General features: G+C 41.0%; 24 protein-coding genes and 1 pseudogene. 24 read left to right on the forward strand and 1 reads right to left on the reverse strand.

All coding sequences use genetic code 11. The features are described from left to right. Positions 1 to 55 precede the first annotated feature (55 nt). From VIC_RS19385 to VIC_RS19505, 24 genes and pseudogenes are all read left to right on the forward strand, one after another. Positions 56 to 340 carry a hypothetical protein gene (locus VIC_RS19385; protein WP_006961923.1) on the forward strand — a complete coding sequence of 95 codons (285 nt, stop codon included), beginning with the start codon at positions 56 to 58 and terminating at the stop codon, positions 338 to 340. Positions 341 to 475: 135 nt separating this feature from the next. Continuing rightward, the gene (locus VIC_RS19390) at positions 476 to 751 is read left to right on the forward strand and encodes a hypothetical protein (RefSeq protein ID WP_039952315.1); all 276 of its coding nucleotides are present in this window, start codon (positions 476 to 478) and stop codon (positions 749 to 751) included. 300 nt (positions 752 to 1,051) lie between these two features. Further along, positions 1,052 to 1,537, forward strand: coding sequence for a hypothetical protein (locus VIC_RS19395; RefSeq protein WP_006961925.1), 486 nt, complete (start codon positions 1,052 to 1,054; stop codon positions 1,535 to 1,537). A 153-nt stretch (positions 1,538 to 1,690) separates the two neighbouring features. Then, positions 1,691 to 2,104, forward strand: coding sequence for a hypothetical protein (locus VIC_RS19400; protein ID WP_039951603.1), 414 nt, complete (start codon positions 1,691 to 1,693; stop codon positions 2,102 to 2,104). A gap of 108 nt (positions 2,105 to 2,212) precedes the next feature. Continuing rightward, positions 2,213 to 2,788 carry a class I SAM-dependent methyltransferase gene (locus tag VIC_RS19405; protein WP_039952316.1) on the forward strand — a complete coding sequence of 192 codons (576 nt, stop codon included), beginning with the start codon at positions 2,213 to 2,215 and terminating at the stop codon, positions 2,786 to 2,788. 158 nt (positions 2,789 to 2,946) lie between these two features. Continuing rightward, a complete protein-coding gene (locus VIC_RS19410) occupies positions 2,947 to 4,692 on the forward strand; it encodes a DUF262 domain-containing protein (protein ID WP_006961928.1) in 1,746 nt (581 codons plus the stop codon). A 129-nt stretch (positions 4,693 to 4,821) separates the two neighbouring features. Next, positions 4,822 to 5,247, forward strand: coding sequence for a hypothetical protein (locus VIC_RS19415; protein ID WP_006961930.1), 426 nt, complete (start codon positions 4,822 to 4,824; stop codon positions 5,245 to 5,247). 169 nt (positions 5,248 to 5,416) lie between these two features. Next, positions 5,417 to 5,875, forward strand: coding sequence for a hypothetical protein (locus tag VIC_RS19420; RefSeq protein ID WP_039952319.1), 459 nt, complete (start codon positions 5,417 to 5,419; stop codon positions 5,873 to 5,875). A gap of 380 nt (positions 5,876 to 6,255) precedes the next feature. After that, positions 6,256 to 6,453 (forward strand): hypothetical protein, encoded by a 198-nt coding sequence (locus VIC_RS27085; protein ID WP_006961932.1) that lies wholly within the window; start codon positions 6,256 to 6,258, stop codon positions 6,451 to 6,453. A 132-nt stretch (positions 6,454 to 6,585) separates the two neighbouring features. After that, positions 6,586 to 7,134: a hypothetical protein gene (locus VIC_RS19430; protein WP_080555953.1), complete on the forward strand. Its 549-nt coding sequence runs from the start codon at positions 6,586 to 6,588 to the stop codon at positions 7,132 to 7,134. A gap of 136 nt (positions 7,135 to 7,270) precedes the next feature. Next, entirely contained in the window at positions 7,271 to 8,137 is an 867-nt protein-coding gene (locus VIC_RS19435) for a hypothetical protein (protein WP_006961936.1), read from the forward strand. A gap of 642 nt (positions 8,138 to 8,779) precedes the next feature. Further along, a complete protein-coding gene (locus VIC_RS19445; protein ID WP_006961938.1) occupies positions 8,780 to 9,661 on the forward strand; it encodes a hypothetical protein in 882 nt (293 codons plus the stop codon). A gap of 234 nt (positions 9,662 to 9,895) precedes the next feature. Further along, complete coding sequence (locus VIC_RS19450; RefSeq protein ID WP_006961941.1) at positions 9,896 to 10,240, forward strand: antibiotic biosynthesis monooxygenase family protein; 345 nt, start codon at positions 9,896 to 9,898, stop codon at positions 10,238 to 10,240. 159 nt (positions 10,241 to 10,399) lie between these two features. Further along, positions 10,400 to 10,810, forward strand: coding sequence for a cytidine deaminase (locus tag VIC_RS19455; RefSeq protein WP_025613414.1), 411 nt, complete (start codon positions 10,400 to 10,402; stop codon positions 10,808 to 10,810). Positions 10,811 to 10,950: 140 nt separating this feature from the next. Next, entirely contained in the window at positions 10,951 to 11,418 is a 468-nt protein-coding gene (locus VIC_RS19460; RefSeq protein ID WP_236612196.1) for a hypothetical protein, read from the forward strand. A gap of 81 nt (positions 11,419 to 11,499) precedes the next feature. Continuing rightward, positions 11,500 to 12,123: a hypothetical protein gene (locus VIC_RS19465; RefSeq protein WP_039952326.1), complete on the forward strand. Its 624-nt coding sequence runs from the start codon at positions 11,500 to 11,502 to the stop codon at positions 12,121 to 12,123. A 147-nt stretch (positions 12,124 to 12,270) separates the two neighbouring features. Next, on the forward strand, positions 12,271 to 13,143 hold the full coding sequence (locus VIC_RS19470; protein WP_006961945.1) for a hypothetical protein: 873 nt from the start codon (positions 12,271 to 12,273) through the stop codon (positions 13,141 to 13,143). A gap of 129 nt (positions 13,144 to 13,272) precedes the next feature. Further along, on the forward strand, positions 13,273 to 13,533 hold the full coding sequence (locus tag VIC_RS19475; protein WP_006961946.1) for a hypothetical protein: 261 nt from the start codon (positions 13,273 to 13,275) through the stop codon (positions 13,531 to 13,533). Positions 13,534 to 13,596: 63 nt separating this feature from the next. Continuing rightward, positions 13,597 to 14,507: pseudogene (locus VIC_RS19480) on the forward strand (IS5 family transposase). 260 nt (positions 14,508 to 14,767) lie between these two features. Next, the gene (locus tag VIC_RS19485) at positions 14,768 to 15,460 is read left to right on the forward strand and encodes an HAD-IA family hydrolase (protein WP_006961952.1); all 693 of its coding nucleotides are present in this window, start codon (positions 14,768 to 14,770) and stop codon (positions 15,458 to 15,460) included. Between the two features lie 105 nt (positions 15,461 to 15,565). Further along, positions 15,566 to 15,787: a VF530 family protein gene (locus VIC_RS19490; RefSeq protein ID WP_004400149.1), complete on the forward strand. Its 222-nt coding sequence runs from the start codon at positions 15,566 to 15,568 to the stop codon at positions 15,785 to 15,787. Between the two features lie 133 nt (positions 15,788 to 15,920). Beyond that, positions 15,921 to 16,250, forward strand: coding sequence for a hypothetical protein (locus VIC_RS19495; protein ID WP_039952329.1), 330 nt, complete (start codon positions 15,921 to 15,923; stop codon positions 16,248 to 16,250). A 127-nt stretch (positions 16,251 to 16,377) separates the two neighbouring features. After that, positions 16,378 to 16,809, forward strand: a complete 432-nt coding sequence (locus VIC_RS19500) for a GNAT family N-acetyltransferase (protein ID WP_006961959.1) — start codon at positions 16,378 to 16,380, stop codon at positions 16,807 to 16,809. A gap of 101 nt (positions 16,810 to 16,910) precedes the next feature. Further along, the gene (locus VIC_RS19505) at positions 16,911 to 17,375 is read left to right on the forward strand and encodes a GNAT family N-acetyltransferase (protein ID WP_006961961.1); all 465 of its coding nucleotides are present in this window, start codon (positions 16,911 to 16,913) and stop codon (positions 17,373 to 17,375) included. A gap of 136 nt (positions 17,376 to 17,511) precedes the next feature. On the opposite strand, the gene VIC_RS19510 is transcribed toward VIC_RS19505, so the two are convergent. Next, the gene (locus tag VIC_RS19510) at positions 17,512 to 18,546 is read right to left on the reverse strand and encodes a methionine synthase (protein ID WP_006961962.1); all 1,035 of its coding nucleotides are present in this window, start codon (positions 18,544 to 18,546) and stop codon (positions 17,512 to 17,514) included. Positions 18,547 to 18,558: the final 12 nt, after the last annotated feature.

Here is an 18,558-nt window from a genome sequence, read left to right on the forward strand (position 1 = left end):
ACGGCGTTGCCTGCCCATTAACGCGGCGTTATATGCTTAATATGGATCTATTTAAATGGGACATAAAAAAGTAGTACTTGTTGCTAAGTCTAATTACAGTCCTGATTCTGATGAATTTCTCCTCAAAATATTGACGGATGGTGCAAGGTTAATCTGTATTACAGGTGTAGACTGTAATACTTGGGAAGATGTAATAGACGAATTGGCAGTTGGAGATGGTAGCCAAGTATTTGATGTCACCACTACATCTCATCCTAACGAGTCTGAATTGGAAGTTATCGAGTTTGCTCGCTCATTTCCTTTGGTAGAGAATTCGGTTGTTAAAATTGTGCGCATATAACCAAGCGTTCAATCGGACAGCCAACGCTTGACAGTTTTGGTTCACAGTTTGGCATTAGTGTTTATATCACAATGGTTTAAGTTTGTGGCAGCGTTGTCTGCCCATTAACGCGGCGTTATATATTCTAGGGCTTTTATGAAATTTAGAAACGATTATGGCGTGTTTGTGTGCACGCATGTATTTGAGAAAACTAGACCAGTGCTCTTTTCTGTAAGAGATTTTGATGGAGACTGGCAGTTTCTGTGTGGTATTGACGGTTGCGTCGAAAGCGGTCGCCCCCATCATATTGGTGTGGGGCACCTAGTGGCTGAGGATGCAACCATTAATGATTTGACGGCACTGGAACCAGGTACCTGTGCAAGGCGTTCTGCTTTAGGTTCACAATGGGTGGTCGGTAAACTAGAAGAATGAATATATAACAAAGCATTTAAGAGTGATTCGCAACGCTTGGCGTTTTCGCTTCGCTCAAATATAGCCAAACGTCGCTCACACCTTAATGCGGCGTTATATGCCAATACAGCTAGGAAGTAAAAATGAACTTTGTATATGAATTTCTATATGTGCTTTCATTATCCAAACGCACTCAATTAGCATTGATTCTTGGCGTCGTTTTTCACTTCAAGCCAATTTAGTGTTTATTGCACAATGGCTTTAGCTAAGGTGGCGGCGTTGTTCACACCTTAATTTGGCGTTATAAATCATGGAGGTTTTGTGGAATTTATTGAAGAATTAGAAAAGCACCAAAAGCGCCGAGGTTATAACTTTGGCAGCATAGAAAATTTTGAAGCATGGTGCGATGAAGTGCAGCCACTATTACACTTCAGCCAAAAGCACGAACGTGTATTTGAACAAGTTAAATCGGCTGCTTTAGTTACGTACAGGATAGGAAGCAAGCAAGACGCTGTTAACAACATTAATGAAGCGATAGGTATAGTTAATCAAGCTATTGTTTTTGGTAAAACAATAAAAACAGCGAGCGAACTTGAAGCAGGTGTACAGCAAGAAAGCAGTGGTGTTGCTTATCCCGAGAAGGTAACTTTATTATGGTTGGTTAAACATGTGGAAGTGAAACACTGGCTAGGTGCAGCTGTTTTTATTATTGCGGTATTCACTGCTGGTATCAAAGTGGGAAATTCTGCTTTCTATCAAGATTACTTTCAAGCGCCATCAGCTATAGTCGAAACCAAAACGAATTGATTTATAACAAACTGTTCAAGAGGGATTCGCAACGCGTGGCATTTTTATTATGCGTTGGTTTTAGTGATTAAGGTGGTATACGGCGGCTTTGGTATTGCGTTGCTCACCCCTTAACAGGGCGTTAGTTGGTTCAGTACAGGGGACGAAAAAGTAATGTATAAACAAACGGAAGTTAACAAGATACTGATAGTCATCCTTTCTATTCTCAGTGCAATTATAGTTTTAACATCGAATCACATTGGCAGTATGCTCATAGCGTTGACAGTTAATCTTGTAATCGGTGCATTGTTTTACTCGATGTCTGTTGAGGTAAGTGGTAATAAAGTGTGCTGGTATTTTGGTTTTGGCTTCCTTCGAAAGGAAGTCGAAGTTTCAAGTATTGTAGATATTTCGTCTTATGAAACGAAATGGTATCAAGGCATTGGAGTTCGTTTGCTAAAAGATGGCTGGTTATACAATGTCTCAATAGGTAAGGCTTTGAAATTAAAGATGTCTAATGGCAAAAATATTTACCTAGGGTGCAAAGGCGCTGAATGTCTTCAACATGCGTTGGAGTCCACCAACTAACAAAGCATTTAAGAGTGATTCGCAACGCTTGGCAGTTTCGCTTCGCTCAAGTATAGCCAAGCGCCGCTCACACCTTAATGCGGCGTTATATGACTTAAGGAGGAAGCCATGAGTGAGTGGGATTCGGTGGCAGATCTAGTCAACTTCAATTTGCAGATATCAGCCAATGACTTTGTCGCAGCTGTCCCCTTTGAATCCAAGGTTTTGGACTTCGGGTGTGGATATGGGCGTATGACGAAGGAGATATTAGAACTTGGTTATCGTGAAGTCATTGGTATTGATTCATCAAAAGAGATGGTGAATCGAGGCTTGAGTGAATGCCCAGAGCTTGATTTACGGCACCTATCAACCGAGGTTTTGCCTTTCTCAGATGGTGAATTTGATTCGATATTCTTGTGTGCTGTACTAACTTGTATTCCCGAACAAAGCTCTCGTAATAATGTGCTTAGAGAACTACATCGAGTGCTCAAACCTCAAGGTATTATTTACCTAGCTGAGTTTTGTTCAGACCAAAGCTTGCGTTTTGTCTCAGGTACAGGCGTATCGATGTGGCATAGTTCAAAAGCAGAGCTTGGAGGGTTACTAAAAGATTTTAACATTGAGGGCTCTACGTTGGTCGACAATCCAACTATGTCGGGTCACGAAAGCAAGTCAAGCCATATCATCGCGCGAAAAGTCATATAACAAACTGCTCAAGAGGGATTCACAACGCGTGGCATTTTTACTATGCGTTGAATATAGTGATTAGGGTGGTGTGCGGTGGCTTCGGTATTGCGTTGCTCACCCCTTAGCAGGGCGTTATACAGCTCCAGCTTTTTGTATGCATATGGTTGTGTTAATATTTGGAAAGTTATTGTTTTATAAGAGTTATAGTCAATGAAGATCGAAGCAACGATAAAGAAGTTCAGGACATTTTCTCATCTGGTTATTTTCAAATTCCTCGATTTCAACGCCCTTACTCGTGGGGTAAAGATGAAGTGGAAAATTTTTGGTCTGATATTATCGGTGATAAAACGGATAGCTACTTCATTGGTTCAATGGTTGTTTATCAAACTCGTAAACCGTACTTTGGAATCGTTGATGGTCAGCAACGATTGACCACAATAACGATTGTGTTGTCGGTAATTCGTGATGCTTTCTTAAAGTTGGGCGAAGAAAACCTAGCGAAAGGAATCCACAAGTTTATTGAAACTCCCAATAATGACTACGTTAACGAGTTTGTTCTTAACGCTGAAACCTCATTTCCATATTTACAGAATCATATACAATCATTTAACGATCTGAACTCCGAAATCAAAATCGATTGTGAAGTCGGTGTTGAAGAATCAAACCTAAAGTTTGCGTATGAACTACTGACAAAAAAACTCGAACAACATATACCTTTTACTCAAGTGGAAAACCCTCAACTTGAGTTTTTTGCGCATGAAGACCCAGTCCTTAAACTAAAGGAGTTAAGAGATAAGTTTTTGTCACTTAAATTAGTATTTATTCAGTTAGACAACGAAGACGATGCATACCTAATTTTCGAGACACTCAATGCGCGTGGTCGAGATTTGAAGACTTCCGATCTTGTAAAAAACCTGATTTTAAAAACTATCAAAAATACTCATTCTACACTGGACAGTCCAAAAGAGGCATGGAATCTATTAGTTAAGCGCTTTGATGATATCTCAGACAACAGCGTTATTGATACTTTCTTACTTCATTACTGGATTTCTAAGCACGAATATACAACAGATAAGAAACTGTTCTCACTAATAAAAGAGCACATAACTAAGGACTCAAACAACGCTAAATCGTTGTTAAAAGATTTGAGTGAAAGCGCAGTAAGCTATTCTAAGATGTTAAGTCCTGAGAGCTCTGATTGGACAAGAGAACAATATGACGTACAGCTCTCTTTAACGGCATTGAATAGTTTTAAGGTAAAACAGCAGTCGTCTTTCGTATTGTCTCTGCTAGTTGCCTACTTTGATAGCAGAGTGTCACTTAAACAATTAAAAACTACTTTAAAGAAAATCGAGCATTTTCATTTTGTTTTCAATGCTATCACTCAACAGAGGTCTTCGGGGAGTATCGCTACAATGTACTCTCAACACTCAATTGAATTATCGTTAGCTCAAGATAACGACTCTGTGCAGAAAGTGTTGGCAAGCATCACTAGAAAGCTTAGTGAAAAGCTTCCTTCATACAGTGAGTTTGAAGTTAAATTTTTAGACTTGAATTACTTATCAAATAGAACCAAATCGAAGAATATTATCAAGTATTCGCTATGTAAACTTTTAGGTAGCCAAGCCAATGGCTTGGATATTAACCATTCAAATTTAACGATAGAGCATCTAATTCCTGAATCTAGGTCTAAACAAGGTGTTAGCCCAGAAATCATTGGTAGCATCGGAAACTTACTCTTAACAGATGCTAGTACAAATGGTCATAAGCTCAAAGATAAAGGCACAAGCGACAAAATAGCGTTGCTTGAAGCGGCAGGTTATCCTTTAGACGTGAACTTCATTGAGTCTCGTGAATGGGGTAAGCCGGAGGTAGACAAGCGAGCTAAAGAGATCGCAGAATTTGTATATACGAAAATTTAACCACACAAAACCCGCTGTATAACAAAGCATTTAAGAGTGATTCGCAACGCTTGGCAGTTTCGCTTCGCTCAAGTGTAGCCAAGCGTCGCTCACACCTTAATGCGGCGTTAGGTGTTTATCGAGGAAAACATGATTCCTGAGTACTACAACAACGAAGATGAAATTAGATCAGAATTCCATAAAGAGTTCATTTCCCTGTGGAGAGGTTGGCTTGGGAGAGATGAGTTTTACAAGTTAGATGAAGTGACTGAAATTGAGTGGTCTCGCTTTAATCACCTTCTGAAATTGCTTCATTGCCAGTATGAAATGTATGTTGTCAATTGGGATAGCAGAGAGGCAAAATTAGTCGACAACATTGATAATTTATTGCCTACTTATGAAGAAGCAATGAACAGAGGAAGTGCCAACTTTTCTCAATTTATAATTCCTGAATTGAATGCTGTACTGACGGAAGAGTGTGATTATACGTTTATTTTTTGGCACATAAATAATGGTTCAAGGGAAAAGCTTGAACCATGGATACGGACAGCAAAACTATTTAATTTCAGAGACTAAGCACCTAACAAGTTGTTCAACAGGGACTCCTAACGCTTGACCACTTTCATAAAAATGAGCTTCAGTGTTTAGGGCGATAATTTTAGGTTGGGTGGCACAGCGTTGTCACCCGTTAACAAGGCGTTATGTGACTTTACCAATCATCAGAATTATTAATAAGAGTTAAGTTATGGGAATAGAGGTTTTCATTAAACTAGCGGCATCGCTCGCAGGTTTAATTATGGCAATAACAAAGTTTAAAGAGGTTCAACAAAATCCTCATAAAGAACTTATGGATCATATTAGAGTCCAAGAGCAACTTTCAGAAACCTCGAAACACTACAGTAATGTCTCTGCTCGAATTGATAGGTTACTTTCGAGGTTGTACCCAGATCCTAAGGTTGATGTTGCGGAAATATCGAATGAAGATAGCACACCCGTTAAACGAGACTGGAAACTAGTAAAAGAAATGTTGTTCATGTCAGTTATATCATTTGTGCTATTTTCTTGGTGGACTTTTTGGATATTAACAACAAAATTCTCACTATGGGTTTTACTTACGGGTCTGATGGCTTTAACTAGTTTTGCCTTGTTTAAGGCTGCCATAGAAGCATGCCTCGCAGAGATAAATAGAAAGAGCGTCACATAACAAATTGCTTAAGAGTGACGGCTAACCTTTGGCATTTTTGGTTCGGTTGAGTTTTGGGATTACGGTGGCTTTGCTCAGGTTTTGTGGTTTAGCCGCACCTTAGCAAGGCGTTAGTTGCATCTAAATTCGAATACGTAAGGATATTGGTAATATATAAAATGTGGAAAAAAGTTTATCTGTTAGTTATCCATATATTAGCTGTTATCGGACTTTCAACTGTTTATTTGTCTGTATCTGCTAGTCTAGGAGTCAGCAAGCAACGCACGGTTGTTGAGCGTCCAGACGGGTGCTTAACAGGAGAAAGCGATAAAGTATTTAGCCCAGAGGGAAAGAGGGCAATCCATGCGCAGTTCTCCCAGTGTCCAGACAGTGACAATATAATGAAAGTGTGGCTTCAGCCGGACGTAATTGTGACTAAGTATGAACTTATCTATGAGTCCGTGTATAACTCCGATGAAGTCATTGATATTTCATGGCGTAATGAGCGGGACATTGTCATCGGTATACCGAATACAGTATATCCTTCATCAATCGTATCAAACCAAAGTGGTGTGGAAGTATACGTTGAGAACAAATAGCAGTTGGTAAAATTGCAACTAACAAAGCATTTAAGAGTGATTCGCAACGCTTGGCAGTTTCGCTTCGCTCAAGTATAGCCAAACGTCGCTCACACCTTAATGCGGCGTTATGAAGCAAGGCGGATAAACATTATGAGTCCTTCAATAAAAACGATATTAAAAGAGCTGTTTATAATAAGCTTTACGGCGGTATTAACAGCATACGTGACAGTCGTATGGTTTGGCTATGATATTGAAAGTAAAAAGTCTGAGCTTGAAATAGAGCGTACATTGTTTAACAACCAAGTTAAAATAGTGAGTGAATTGGCTGAAAAAGCAGGTGTATTGCACTATTCTGCCGCTCAATATCGACAATACGACTTACTTGTAAGTGAATTTGGGTTATCAAAAGCAGCAGTGGAAGCCGCCAATGCAATGCAAGCAACTAAGCTAACTCAAGAGCAAATAGTTACAGTTCAGTCTGACTTTATAAAAATACTCTTTAAATCAAAGCCTTTTATTTCAGATGAAATTTTTACCTCGTTTTCAATGTATGGGATCGCAATTAATGAGTTTATTCATCTTGCTAATCCAGATAGTCATACACTTAAGCAAGACTATGAACGTGCTGGAGAGTACTACGTTGAGGGCGTCGAACTTATTCGGAAAAAATATGAGGTCTCGTCAGAAAAAGCTTCATAACAAGCAATTTAAGAGGGATTCACAACGCTCGGCATTTTTGCTTCTACTTCAAATTTAGTGTTTATGGCACAATGCTTTAGGTGTGGGTGGTAGCGTTGTTCACCCCTTAATTGGGCGTTAAGCGTATGGAGAAATAATGAGCATATTTAGAACAGATATAAAAGTTGAAGATCCTTCATACGAAAATCTTCGTGATGGTACAAATCCGGCTGAAATTGCAGGGAAAGAATTAACAGAAGCACTATGGGAACAGTTTCAACCCTTTAGTGATGTGAACTTTTCAGAAGAACTTGCAATCGACTTTGATGCAAGGTTTTGGGAAATGGATTTAACAGTCGAATTATTAAAACAAGGTTTAGATGTTTCGTGTCCGAAACCAGGACCTGACGTCTGTGTAACAGACAAAGGGCAACGCCTGTGGTTTGAGGCAATTTGCCCCAAAGCAGGAAGCGGTGCCGACGAAGTTCCGTCTCCAATGGTCGGTGGTATAACTAAAGTCCCAGAAGATCAAATTAAACTGCGTTACACTTCAGCTATCCAAGAAAAGTTTACTAAGTACGCAAAGTATTGTGCAAAAGGTACTATCGGAAAAGATGAACCATATGTAATCGCTATCAATTCTTGCCAAATTCCAAGTGCAAGAGCGGATTTTCAACCTCCAAGAATAGTACGAACAGTTTTTCCGATTGGTGGTGAGGTGTTAAAAGTGAACAGAGGCACTGGGGAGACAACTATTAGCTTTGAATTCTCTGCCACAGTACAAAAAGCATCCGGTACCGAGATCGACATTCAGTATTTCATTGACCCGAAATATTCAGGGATTAGTGGTATCTTGTTTTCATATTCAGATTGTTGCAACCGTCCAGCATCTCAAAATGATTGGGTTTTTATTCATAACCCTCTCGCTAGCAACCCAGTAGAACATGGTTTGGTTTCATGTGCTTTGGAGTATATTGCAACAGAATCGGGTGAAGACACGTATGAATTGGTGCGTGTTGCATAAATACGCTTAACAAAGCATTTAAGAGTGATTCCCAACGCTTGGCATTTTTCATTCCATCGTTGTGCTTCGTGTTTACGGTGGCATGGTTGAGTTTTGTGGTAGCGTTGCTCACACCTTAATGCGGCGTTATGGTGCAGCAAAATTTAGTTCTTATTTGGTTATTAGTTCTCTTTTTGTAGCGAGTTTCCTGTGAGCTCTTATTTCCTCACTTGGTACCAAATTTTTATCTCTGGTGAAAAGCCGCTTTGGGTATTTCTCTATGGCTAATCTGCCGTTTGCGTTTTTATCCCAAGTTACATGGTACAGCGGCAATTAGCTGAATCTTGGCTCCAGTGGTGCGGCCCTTCTTTGTATCAATTGGCCATATCGTTGTTGTTAGGTTTCTTCTTTGGACTTCATCGGGTTGCTGCATACTGGCTTGTGGGGTTTTCGTGGTTGCAAAGCGCTCAAGCGTTGCGGTGATTGTAGTGGTTGCCTTAGGTTTCCATAACCAAGCGTTTAATCGGACTACCAACGCTTGGCAGTTTTGGCTCACAGTTTGGTTTTTGTGTTTATGGCACAATGGTTTAAGTTTGTGGCAGCGTTGCTTGCCCATTAACGCGGCGTTATGTATCAATGGAAAATCTGCAATGAGGCAACTTGATGGCAAAGATCGATTATTCAGAGTTTGATATTGAATTGGAGAGAGAAGTCGATGATAGGGAGGACTTTGATCCTAGAAGTACTCCATATAGCATTGAAAAACGCATTCAAGAGTCAGCAGATGACATTATCAGAGGTTGTCCAGATGTAGATTGGAACGAAAACCTGATAAGTTACAAAATCATTGAAAGTATTAGGCGTATTTTGGCAACCTATAAAGTTCCAGGACTCATGGAAGAACTCTCTGATAGTGCATTCGACTTTGAAGCGTACAAACTTACAGGTAATGCGGAAAAGTTTCATGGTGATATAGCTTTTGTTATCACGAGAAGGTTTTCAAGTAATTCTGAGCCAATATCTGGAGTAGCGTTTTACGAAGCGAAAGCTTCAAGCAATGATCGGTATAGTATAAGAAAGTTCCCATCATTTTGTACTCACCAACTGAGAAGGTTGGTAACCCATACACCAAAGTTAAATTATTTAATCTATAGCAAGGAAGCTTGTTCGGTTGGACGCGATGATTGGCCTTTTTGGGACGGAAATACATTCGGTCCGTTTAGAGAAAATGTTCATGCGGCGGTGATTGATGCCAATTTCTTGAAGAAGAACAGAAATATACAGTTTTCATTGAATACCGTTGGATTGCCGTTTGGTAGTCACTTTGTTGAGCGAGTATTGTCAGGAAGAGAATTGGACTACTCACGTTCGGTCGATAAAACTATACGCCGTTGGCTAAAGTACACTAGGAAGTCTTCGCCAATTATTATCTCAGTATCCATTATTGGTAATTCAGGTGAAAGCTTTTGTACTCAACTTGAGCTCCCAGGATTTGAAAAAATAAGGCTTGAGAATCATATTCGTGCTTTGGAAAATGATACATAACAAAGCATTTAAGACGGATTCCCAACGCTCGGCATTTTTGGTTTGCTTTGAATTTAGTGTTGACGGCACAATGGTTTAGGTTCTGTAGTCGTGCGTTGCTCACCACTTAATGCGGCGTTATGTGAATGGCGAAAAATCACAGAATCTAACCTCTAACTTCTTGCTAAAACTCATATTTACAGCAGCTCCAATTCGGTAAAATGCTCGAATATATTAGTCGTAGTCTGGTGAGTTATGATCGCAGTAATTTTTGAAGTACATGTAGCAGAGGGCAAGACTGCTGAATATCTAGATATTGCAAGTGAATTAAAACCATTGCTATCAGGTATTGATGGTTTTATCTCAATCGAACGTTTCCAAAGTCTAACCAATGACAGTAAGGTTCTATCTTTGTCATTTTGGCGTGACGAAGAAGCAATTCAAGAGTGGCGCAATCTAGAATCTCACCGATTTGCTCAATCAAAAGGTCGTGGTGGTGTTTTTGAAAGCTACAGACTCAGAGTGGCGGGTGTCATCAGAGATTATGGCATGGACATACGTTCAGAAGCCCCAAAAGATAGCATCGAGGTACACGGTTAAAATTCACATAACAAACTGTTTAAGAGTGATTCGCAACGCTTGGCATTTTTACTATGCGTTGCTTTAGGTGTTTAAGGTGGTATGCGGTGACTTCGGCATTGCGTTGCTCACACCTTAACAGGGCGTTATAGCGCTCGATAAAATTGAATATGGATGATCATGGATAATATCGAAAAAGAGCTCTATCAAGCAGCAATAGAACTAGTAAATATGCGATATCCTTCTGGCTGGGGTGGTGCTGCGGCTGTTAGAACAGAGTCAGGAAAAATATTAACAAGCATAGCTCCTGATACTAAAAACGATGCTCTTTCACTATGCATGGAAGTGGGAGCGTATTTAGAGGCTCACAAACTCAATGAGCGAGTGACCCACTCATTATGCCTGTGTCGTGAGAACGAGAACGATGAATTTCTAATCTTGTCACCATGCGGAGTTTGCCAAGAGCGCCTTGTCCACTGGGGAGGGGATGTCAAAGCGGCAATTACGACTCCAGAGAATGCATTGGTTTTCAAAACTATACGAGAATTAATGCCTCATCATTGGTCACTTGTAAACGGCAAAGCGCTATAACAAACTGTTTAAGAGTGACTCGCAACGCGTGGCATTTTTACTATGCGTTTGTTTCAGTGTTTAAGGTTGTATGCGGGATCTTCGGTATTGCATTGCTCACACCTTAACAGGGCGTTAGGTGTCATAAAAAGGAAAAATTAATGGAACACGTAGATTTATTTCCACTGTTACACAATAGGATGAATAAAGAAGAGCAATCAGTTCCCGCATATATTGGTGAATTTAATGGAGTTTCTTCATTGCCCAAAGGAGATTATCCAGCCATTTATTTTTGGGTTGATCGCGACAATTCAAATAGTGTCAGACTCTCCTTTAACACACCAAAACTTGAACGTTGGTGTATGGAAGAGGCTTTGGCCAATGGCTTGAATACAGATTCGATTGAACCAAATGTAAAGCAAGCTTTGGTTACATTACAACAAGTTAGTACACCAGCTTTTCAAGCTATGATTTCAGAGATGTTAAATTCTGAAACTGACTCGCCAAACCCTGAGAATTCACAAGTAATCGAGTCTTCTAACCCAAAAAATGGTGGCAGTTTTGGTGAAAAACACCTAACAAATTGTTCAAGCAGACAGCTAACAGTCGGCGATTTTGGTTTGATTTGAGTTTAGTGATTACAGTGGTCTTGTTTGAGTGTGGTGGCAGTTAGCTGCTACTTAACAAGGCGTTAGGTGAACGGAGTTTTTATGGAACCAGTATATTTTAAAGATGCATCAACTGTTTTTCAGCTCGCATTTGGTCTGAATCTAGTTGCGGGACTATGGATTAAAAATTATTCTTCCGCCAGAGAACAGTTTTGGAAGAAATTTGAGAACACTGTGTCTCATATAGCTCCGGAACATGACTTAAATAGCCCAAATTTGTTTAAAGCACTTGAAACGTTACTCCCAGATTTTAAGCTGATGACTAACTACTGCCTTCTTATGATCGTGTACTCTGCGTTCACGGTGCTTCTTTGTTTTTTCGCGTTACTAAATCCGGTCATTGACCCTTTGAAAACTATCAACCCGTATATGTTTGTTTTCATGTCTACGGTGTTTTTGTTGATCAACCCTGTATTGTACTACTTATTTAATGATTACTATAAAACTAGGTTGGCAATATATTGTGAAGTTTTGGAAGCGTTCGTGAAAGATTCACCCGAGTTAATATTTTTAGTCGCTGAAGGACATGATTCCCTACAAGAAAACAAAGAACTCTCAGATGAAATACAGGTAGAACTTCGCAAAGTAAAACTGTTGGAACTAGCGCTCTCTGCTCGAGAGTTTATTGCCAGAGTCAGAGGGAAAATAAAGACAATGTTAAGCTAATCACCTAACAAAGCGTTCAAGACGGATTCACAACGCTTGGCAGTTTTGTTTTTAATCGACTTTAGTGTTTACGGCACAATGGGTTAGGTTGGGTGGTCGCGTTGTTCACCACTTAACGCAGCGTTAGGCTAATAAGGAGAAGATCAGTTGATATTCGGAGAAATTGAGTCATTTGTATCTTTAATGGAAAGGGTTATTAAGCCTTTCAAAAAGAGTGACAAAACACCTCAGAAGCTTTTATCTACTCGTCTAGTTAGCGTTTTTGAAGCTCATGGAGTCCATAGAAATCAAATTCCTAATGTCATCGGGCATGGTTTAACACTCCATGATGTTAGTAGTGACGAACGTCTTCTTGAAAAGCTAAACAACGAAATTCTCGTTTCTACAAGTAATCTCTTCGGTATAAACCGAGGTTGGTTAGATGGTTCATCAGAAGAGGTTTACTCAACCTACAACTTTTATAAGTACCCGCAGAAATTTAGTGATTTTCTCTCTGGACTAATAGCAAAATCTGGAAGTGATAACCTTGATGGAGTGTTACTCACTGTCGATAAAATCGACCGAGGAACAGAGTCTGTCCTCATTCTGCAAGAGACTCTAGGCCATATTAATAATAAGCCTTACTTTCGTTACTACCTTTGTAGTGGTTGGGTATTCTCCTATTGGAAGTCGCGTGGTTATATAGCTGCAAGTGTTGCGATCTGTTGGAAAAATCAGGTTTATGTTCGTGGGTTATATCTAGATGCATCAACGGTCAACCGTTATGCTAGTGGGGAATCTTTATTAAACTTTGGTCAAGACGGAATCCATTTTCCTAATGGTGTTCGATGGTATGCGGAAGACCTAGCTGAAGTTCCAGAAGTGTATTTGAAAAATCTTGATCCAGAAGAAAACAAGTTTGGTCTAGATGCTGCATTATCTTTATGGTTTCAACTAAACAATCAAGGTTTCTTAGACACTGGTTACTCGGACGGCACGGCTTTTAAAAAGTTTAATGATGCTCGTGAAAAATTAGCCTAACAAAGCATTTAAGAGTGATTCGCAACGCTTGGCGTTTTCGCTTTGCTCAAGTATAGCCAAGTGTCGCTCACACCTTAGTGCGGCGTTATGTACAAATGGTGAATGAGTCACCCATTACTAAGTAGTTGTATGAAAGAGAAATGTATCAGCGTCGATATTTTAATCGATGAATATATGAAAAATTCTAGGTTGATAAACCAAAGCAATGGAGCACTTCTCGGGTGTAGTAAAGGTTTCTCAGGTGGAAACTTAAAAGCTAATTTAATTATCGCTAGAGAAGAGCACAAAAACTATTGTCTGACACTCGAAGAACTTGATGCTGGATTTGTGGGAGATCTCGAGCCCTATTCACACGGTGACTTAGACCTCCTTGGTGGCTTTGTTTCCTAATTCAATGGAACTAAACGTTAACTCTGGGATCTGATCTGGGAAGTCCACTACCTAGCTCACAATATGTCTAAGCCCAAGTATAGAGCGAAAAACTGGCCACAATACAATCAATCACTTATCAATAGAGGTTCTCTTACATTCTGGATTGATGAGACTGCAATCAAGCAATGGAATCACCAAACTAAGCAACCTAAGCGAGGAAGACCTCGGTTATTTAGTGATATCGCCATTACGACGGCATTGATGATGAAGCGCGTATTCTCAATGCCCTTGAGGGCATTGCAAGGTTTCATCAACTCAGTATTTCAGCTGGCTAAAGTACCACTTGTTTGCCCTCACTACACTTGCATCAGCAAACGAGCAAAGTCCGTTGATGTCTCTTTTAGAGCTAAAACGAGAGGCATCATCAAACATTTGGCCATTGATGCTACTGGGCTAAAAGAATGGAAAGTTAAGAAACACGGTACTGACGGCAAACGCAGGACGTGGCGCAAACTCCACTTAGCAGTTGATGCAGATACCCATGACATTGTTGCGGCTGAGTTGAGCCTATCCAATGTCACTGATGCTGAAGTTCTTCCTACATTACTCAAGCAAACCTACCGAAAGATAATCGAAATATCGGCAGGCGGTGCTTATGACACACGAGATTGTTACAACGCAATTCGTGTAAAACAAGCGGTACCCCTTATCCCCCCCCCAGAACTAATGCCGCTTACTGGGAAAGGTATCACCCACGTAATCTTGCCGTTGCGTGTCAGGAGCTATATGGCTCCAACAAATATTGGAAAAAGAAGTATGGCTACCACAAGCGTTCGCTGTCAGAGACAGCGATGCATCGATTTAAAAAACTATTGGGTAACTCTTTGAGTTTAAGGTGTTACAACGCTCAAGTAGGTGAAGCATACGCAATGGTCAAAACGTTGAACAAGATGACCGAGCTTGGTATGCCTAAAACAATTTTAATAAAATAACGTTACTACCCACGGGTAGCTCTGCAATCGCTCGGAAGAATTAGGAAACAAAGCCGTTCAATCGTTAAATACAGGGCATTACTCATTAAGTCTTGGTTAGAGTACCAACGCGATAGTTCATATAACGAGCGCTTTTAGCGTGATTCCACATTCGGCACTCTGAGTCCTAGGTTGAGTTTTGTGATTGTGACACAATGAACTTGGTTAAGTGGACGCGTGGTTAACACCGTTACGCTGCATTAGGTAACTAAGAGTGATATATGATTAAGTGCATCATTTTCGATTGTGACGGTACGTTGGTTGATAGCGAGTATCTGTGCAACTTAGCGATGGAGGGTGAGCTAAAAGCTATCGGACTATCGCTAAGCGCCGAGTATTTGGTGTCTCGGTTCCGAGGAATGAAACTCGACACTATTTTATCAATGATAGAGCAGGAATATTTGGTTACGCTTCCGCCTGACTTCGTCTATAAGTACAGACAACGAGTGAATGACCTTTTTCTAAGTGAGTTACAGCCTTGCTGCGGTGTCCATACTACTCTCGGCGAAATTGACTTGCCAATGTGTGTGGCATCCTCAGGGCCGACCCAAAAAATTGAGACTGCACTGTCGATCACTCAACTAGCCAAGTACTTTGAGCGTAATATTTTTAGCGCCTACGACATTGGTAAATGGAAGCCCGAGCCAGACTTATTCCTGCACGCTGCCAATAGCATGGGCTTTGAGCCAACTAATTGTGCTGTGGTCGAGGATAGCTTGGTCGGAATAGAAGCCGCGATTAGTGCTGGTATGTTACCTATTTTCTACGATCCAAGCGGAACAATGGGGTGTTTGGATGGGGTACTTAAAATACGCTGCATGTCTGAATTGGTTGGCATCGTTAAGGGAATTCGAACACACCTCTTTGAACAAAGAGAGAATTTAACGCACATTGTGCAGCGAATAAGCATTTAGAGTGAATTGCAGCTGGCAGAAGCCTATATTGTAGGAAACTGAAAAACAGTTAGCCTTAATCTGGTAGACTCTGCCCTAGATACTTGCAGTCAGGAATTTCCACAAATGAGCCAAGAACAACCCAATAACCCCTTGCACGGTTTGACCCTTGAAAAAATCCTTGTACGTTTACAAGAACACTACGGATGGGAAGGGTTAGATGCAGAAATCCAAATCAATTGTTTCTACAACAATCCTTCCATTAAATCGTCTTTAAAGTTTTTGCGCCGCACTCAGTGGGCGAGAGATAAGGTCGAAGCGTTGTATATTGAGACTTTCTGCAAGTAGCTAGAATAACAAAGCCTTTCAGAGTGGTTCTTGCTGTTAGCTGTTTCGATGTCTTCCTGAGGCTACGGTTTAGTTATGGGACCAGCTTTGAGCACGGCTCAATAAAGCGGCAAGCATTTTATGAGAAGTAAGAATGAGAAAGACAGATAAGAAGCGAGATAACGCCATTAGAATCGCCCTAACCGAGGCATGTGATGTGGCACAAGAGGAATCCGAAGGATTCATGTGGTTAACACACCTAGTGAACTATGATGCTTTCCCCGGATCTCTGTCGGTGATTTGTGTTTACGATACTGATGCAAACCTAGCCAAAGCCGACCTCGACGACATGTGCTTTCTTATCAAGAAGAAGCTGGCATCAATCGATATCAACCTCAAAGATATACGACGACATGTTCGTTTTGACACCGAAGAAAAGTGCAAGCATGAAAACAATGGTAAATGGCAAGAACGCCTTAAGTAGCCTTGGTATCGTAGCGGCTTAATCGCTCGCAAAAACAGCTACTGAAAGTGGTGTAGTGCAATGGTTGGGTGTAGATAACGAATATTGCTTAGCTATTAACATGTCTAGCCGATTTGATGGAGAAAATATGGAAGTCCAGTTTCTAGAGAAAAACGCCGATTACACATCAGTGCTTGAGGTGCTGATGCAACTTCGCCCCAATTACCAATTAGATTCCTTATCGGCACAAATCGATAAACAGCAACTGAATGGCTATCAGGTTGTATATGTGAAGTCACCTGAAGGGGTACTTGCTGTCGCGGGATTTAGTGTGGGAGAAAAGCTTGCATGGGGTAAGCATATCTACATTGAAGACTTAGTAACAAACTCTCAATTTCGCTCACGTGGAGTTGGTAAACTCCTAATCAATTGGTTTAAGTCGTACGCAATTGAACACGGTTGTGAGCAAATTCATCTAGATTCGGGTGTTCAACGTTTCCCTGCACATAAGTTTTATCTGCGTGAAGGGTTTAATATCGCAAGTCATCACTTTTCAATCGTCGGTGTTTCGAACAGTTAACGAGGGTTGTATGAAGAGCTCTTGACGCTTTTGAGTATGGGCAATGTTGCTCTGTTTAACTCTTAAATCAGCATTACACGAAAGGCAGCAGGGAGGAGTGGATGTTAACCATTAGAAAAGCGATTGAGTCTGATACACAGGTGATCTTTGACCTCCGTAAGCGAGCTATTGTTGAAAAATGTTCTGGCTCTTATTCTGAAGAGCAGCTCTCTCTATGGACTCAAGGGAAGGTATCCGAAGGATTTACCCAAGATGTTGTCAGTACCTTTTATGTTTCAGAAATAGATGGTCAAGTCATCGGAAGCGGTAAACTTAATACCGAAACAGGTATGGTTGACGCTATTTTTGTCGAACCAGATTTCTTTGGGCGAGGGGCTGCGAAACAAATGCTGGCTTTTCTGGAAGAGCTAGCTAAGCAACATGGTTTACAAACGTTAAAGTTGGATTCAACTTTAAATGCCGCGCCTTTTTATCGCTCGTGTGGGTTTGTTGGAGATAGTCTCTCAACTTATCATTCTCCAAGAGGTATTAGCTTGGATTGTATTCCAATGGAAAAGCAACTTTAAGAATGTATTTTCAGAATTCTCGGCAATAATTGATCTTGGGATTGACCCCAACACTCTAAAATAGCGGCTTAGCAACGACGTAAGGTGGCATCAATTGCCACCTTATTTTGTGATTTGAGAACGGTCCTTACCGCTTCTAGCTCGCGCCAGCGAGTTCTTTCCGGATTATCTCTGCGCCAGCTGCTAAGGCATTGAGCTTGCCGCGTGATACATCACGGGGCAGAGGGGCCATACCACAGTTGGTACAAGGGTAAAGTTTGTCGGGGTCGACGTACTGTAACGCCTTTCGTAACGTATCTGCGACTTCTTCCGGTGTCTCGATAGCATTGGTCGCAACATCTATAGCGCCCACCATGACCTTTTTGCCTCGGATGAGTTCCAGTAGCTCAATTGGTACGCGAGAGTTATGACATTCCAGCGAGATAATGTCGATGTTGGATTGCTGTAGTTTAGGGAAGACCTCTTCATATTGTCTCCACTCTGAGCCCAGCGTTTTCTTCCAGTCTGTATTGGCCTTAATACCGTAGCCGTAACAGATATGGACCGCCGTCTCACACTTTAGACCTTCGATGGCTCTTTCTAGGCATGCGATGCCCCAGTCGTTAACATCATCGAAAAAAACGTTAAAGGCAGGCTCATCAAATTGGATAATATCCACTCCAGCAGCTTCGAGCTCCTTGGCTTCTTGGTTCAGTATTTTGGCAAATTCCCATGCGAGCTTTTCGCGGCTTTTGTAGTGATCATCGTAAAGCGTGTCAATCATCGTCATTGGGCCAGGTAGCGCCCATTTTATCGGTTGATCAGTTTGCTGGCGTAAGAATTTCGCATCTTCAACAAATACAGGCTTTTGGCGACTGACGGGGCCAACAACAGTTGGCACGCTTGCGTCGTATCGATCTCGTATCTTAACCGTTTGGCGGTTTTCAAAATCCACGCCGCTCAGGTGTTCAATAAAAGTAGTAACGAAGTGCTGACGTGTTTGCTCACCATCGCTGACGATATCCACACCGGCATGCTGTTGTTCTTGCAATGACAGGCGTAGGGCATCGTGTTTACCATCCGTCAGCTCATCACCTTGTAGCTTCCAAGATGACCAAAGTGTTTCGGGCTGTGCTAGCCAAGAAGGTTTTGGCAGGCTCCCCGCCGTTGAAGTTGGTAATAGTGTTTTCATAATAAGTGCTTT

This window comes from Vibrio coralliilyticus ATCC BAA-450 (assembly GCF_000176135.1).
Taxonomy (GTDB): Bacteria; Pseudomonadota; Gammaproteobacteria; order Enterobacterales; family Vibrionaceae; genus Vibrio; species Vibrio coralliilyticus.

What these genes read in the sequence shown, in the direction of transcription:
- VIC_RS19405 (WP_039952316.1), top strand. Translation starts at nt 2,213, where the DNA reads ATGAGTGAGTGGGATTCGGTGGCAGATCTAGTCAACTTCAATTTGCAG.
- VIC_RS19445 (WP_006961938.1), top strand. Translation starts at nt 8,780, where the DNA reads ATGGCAAAGATCGATTATTCAGAGTTTGATATTGAATTGGAGAGAGAA.
- VIC_RS19430 (WP_080555953.1), top strand. Translation starts at nt 6,586, where the DNA reads ATGAGTCCTTCAATAAAAACGATATTAAAAGAGCTGTTTATAATAAGC.
- VIC_RS19450 (WP_006961941.1), top strand. Translation starts at nt 9,896, where the DNA reads ATGATCGCAGTAATTTTTGAAGTACATGTAGCAGAGGGCAAGACTGCT.
- VIC_RS19510 (WP_006961962.1), bottom strand. Translation starts at nt 18,546, where the DNA reads ATGAAAACACTATTACCAACTTCAACGGCGGGGAGCCTGCCAAAACCT.
- VIC_RS19415 (WP_006961930.1), top strand. Translation starts at nt 4,822, where the DNA reads ATGATTCCTGAGTACTACAACAACGAAGATGAAATTAGATCAGAATTC.
- VIC_RS19465 (WP_039952326.1), top strand. Translation starts at nt 11,500, where the DNA reads ATGGAACCAGTATATTTTAAAGATGCATCAACTGTTTTTCAGCTCGCA.
- VIC_RS19460 (WP_236612196.1), top strand. Translation starts at nt 10,951, where the DNA reads ATGGAACACGTAGATTTATTTCCACTGTTACACAATAGGATGAATAAA.
- VIC_RS19505 (WP_006961961.1), top strand. Translation starts at nt 16,911, where the DNA reads ATGTTAACCATTAGAAAAGCGATTGAGTCTGATACACAGGTGATCTTT.
- VIC_RS19495 (WP_039952329.1), top strand. Translation starts at nt 15,921, where the DNA reads ATGAGAAAGACAGATAAGAAGCGAGATAACGCCATTAGAATCGCCCTA.
- VIC_RS19490 (WP_004400149.1), top strand. Translation starts at nt 15,566, where the DNA reads ATGAGCCAAGAACAACCCAATAACCCCTTGCACGGTTTGACCCTTGAA.
- VIC_RS19485 (WP_006961952.1), top strand. Translation starts at nt 14,768, where the DNA reads ATGATTAAGTGCATCATTTTCGATTGTGACGGTACGTTGGTTGATAGC.
- VIC_RS19385 (WP_006961923.1), top strand. Translation starts at nt 56, where the DNA reads ATGGGACATAAAAAAGTAGTACTTGTTGCTAAGTCTAATTACAGTCCT.
- VIC_RS19420 (WP_039952319.1), top strand. Translation starts at nt 5,417, where the DNA reads ATGGGAATAGAGGTTTTCATTAAACTAGCGGCATCGCTCGCAGGTTTA.
- VIC_RS27085 (WP_006961932.1), top strand. Translation starts at nt 6,256, where the DNA reads ATGAAAGTGTGGCTTCAGCCGGACGTAATTGTGACTAAGTATGAACTT.
- VIC_RS19390 (WP_039952315.1), top strand. Translation starts at nt 476, where the DNA reads ATGAAATTTAGAAACGATTATGGCGTGTTTGTGTGCACGCATGTATTT.
- VIC_RS19455 (WP_025613414.1), top strand. Translation starts at nt 10,400, where the DNA reads ATGGATAATATCGAAAAAGAGCTCTATCAAGCAGCAATAGAACTAGTA.
- VIC_RS19435 (WP_006961936.1), top strand. Translation starts at nt 7,271, where the DNA reads ATGAGCATATTTAGAACAGATATAAAAGTTGAAGATCCTTCATACGAA.
- VIC_RS19475 (WP_006961946.1), top strand. Translation starts at nt 13,273, where the DNA reads ATGAAAGAGAAATGTATCAGCGTCGATATTTTAATCGATGAATATATG.
- VIC_RS19400 (WP_039951603.1), top strand. Translation starts at nt 1,691, where the DNA reads ATGTATAAACAAACGGAAGTTAACAAGATACTGATAGTCATCCTTTCT.
- VIC_RS19500 (WP_006961959.1), top strand. Translation starts at nt 16,378, where the DNA reads ATGGAAGTCCAGTTTCTAGAGAAAAACGCCGATTACACATCAGTGCTT.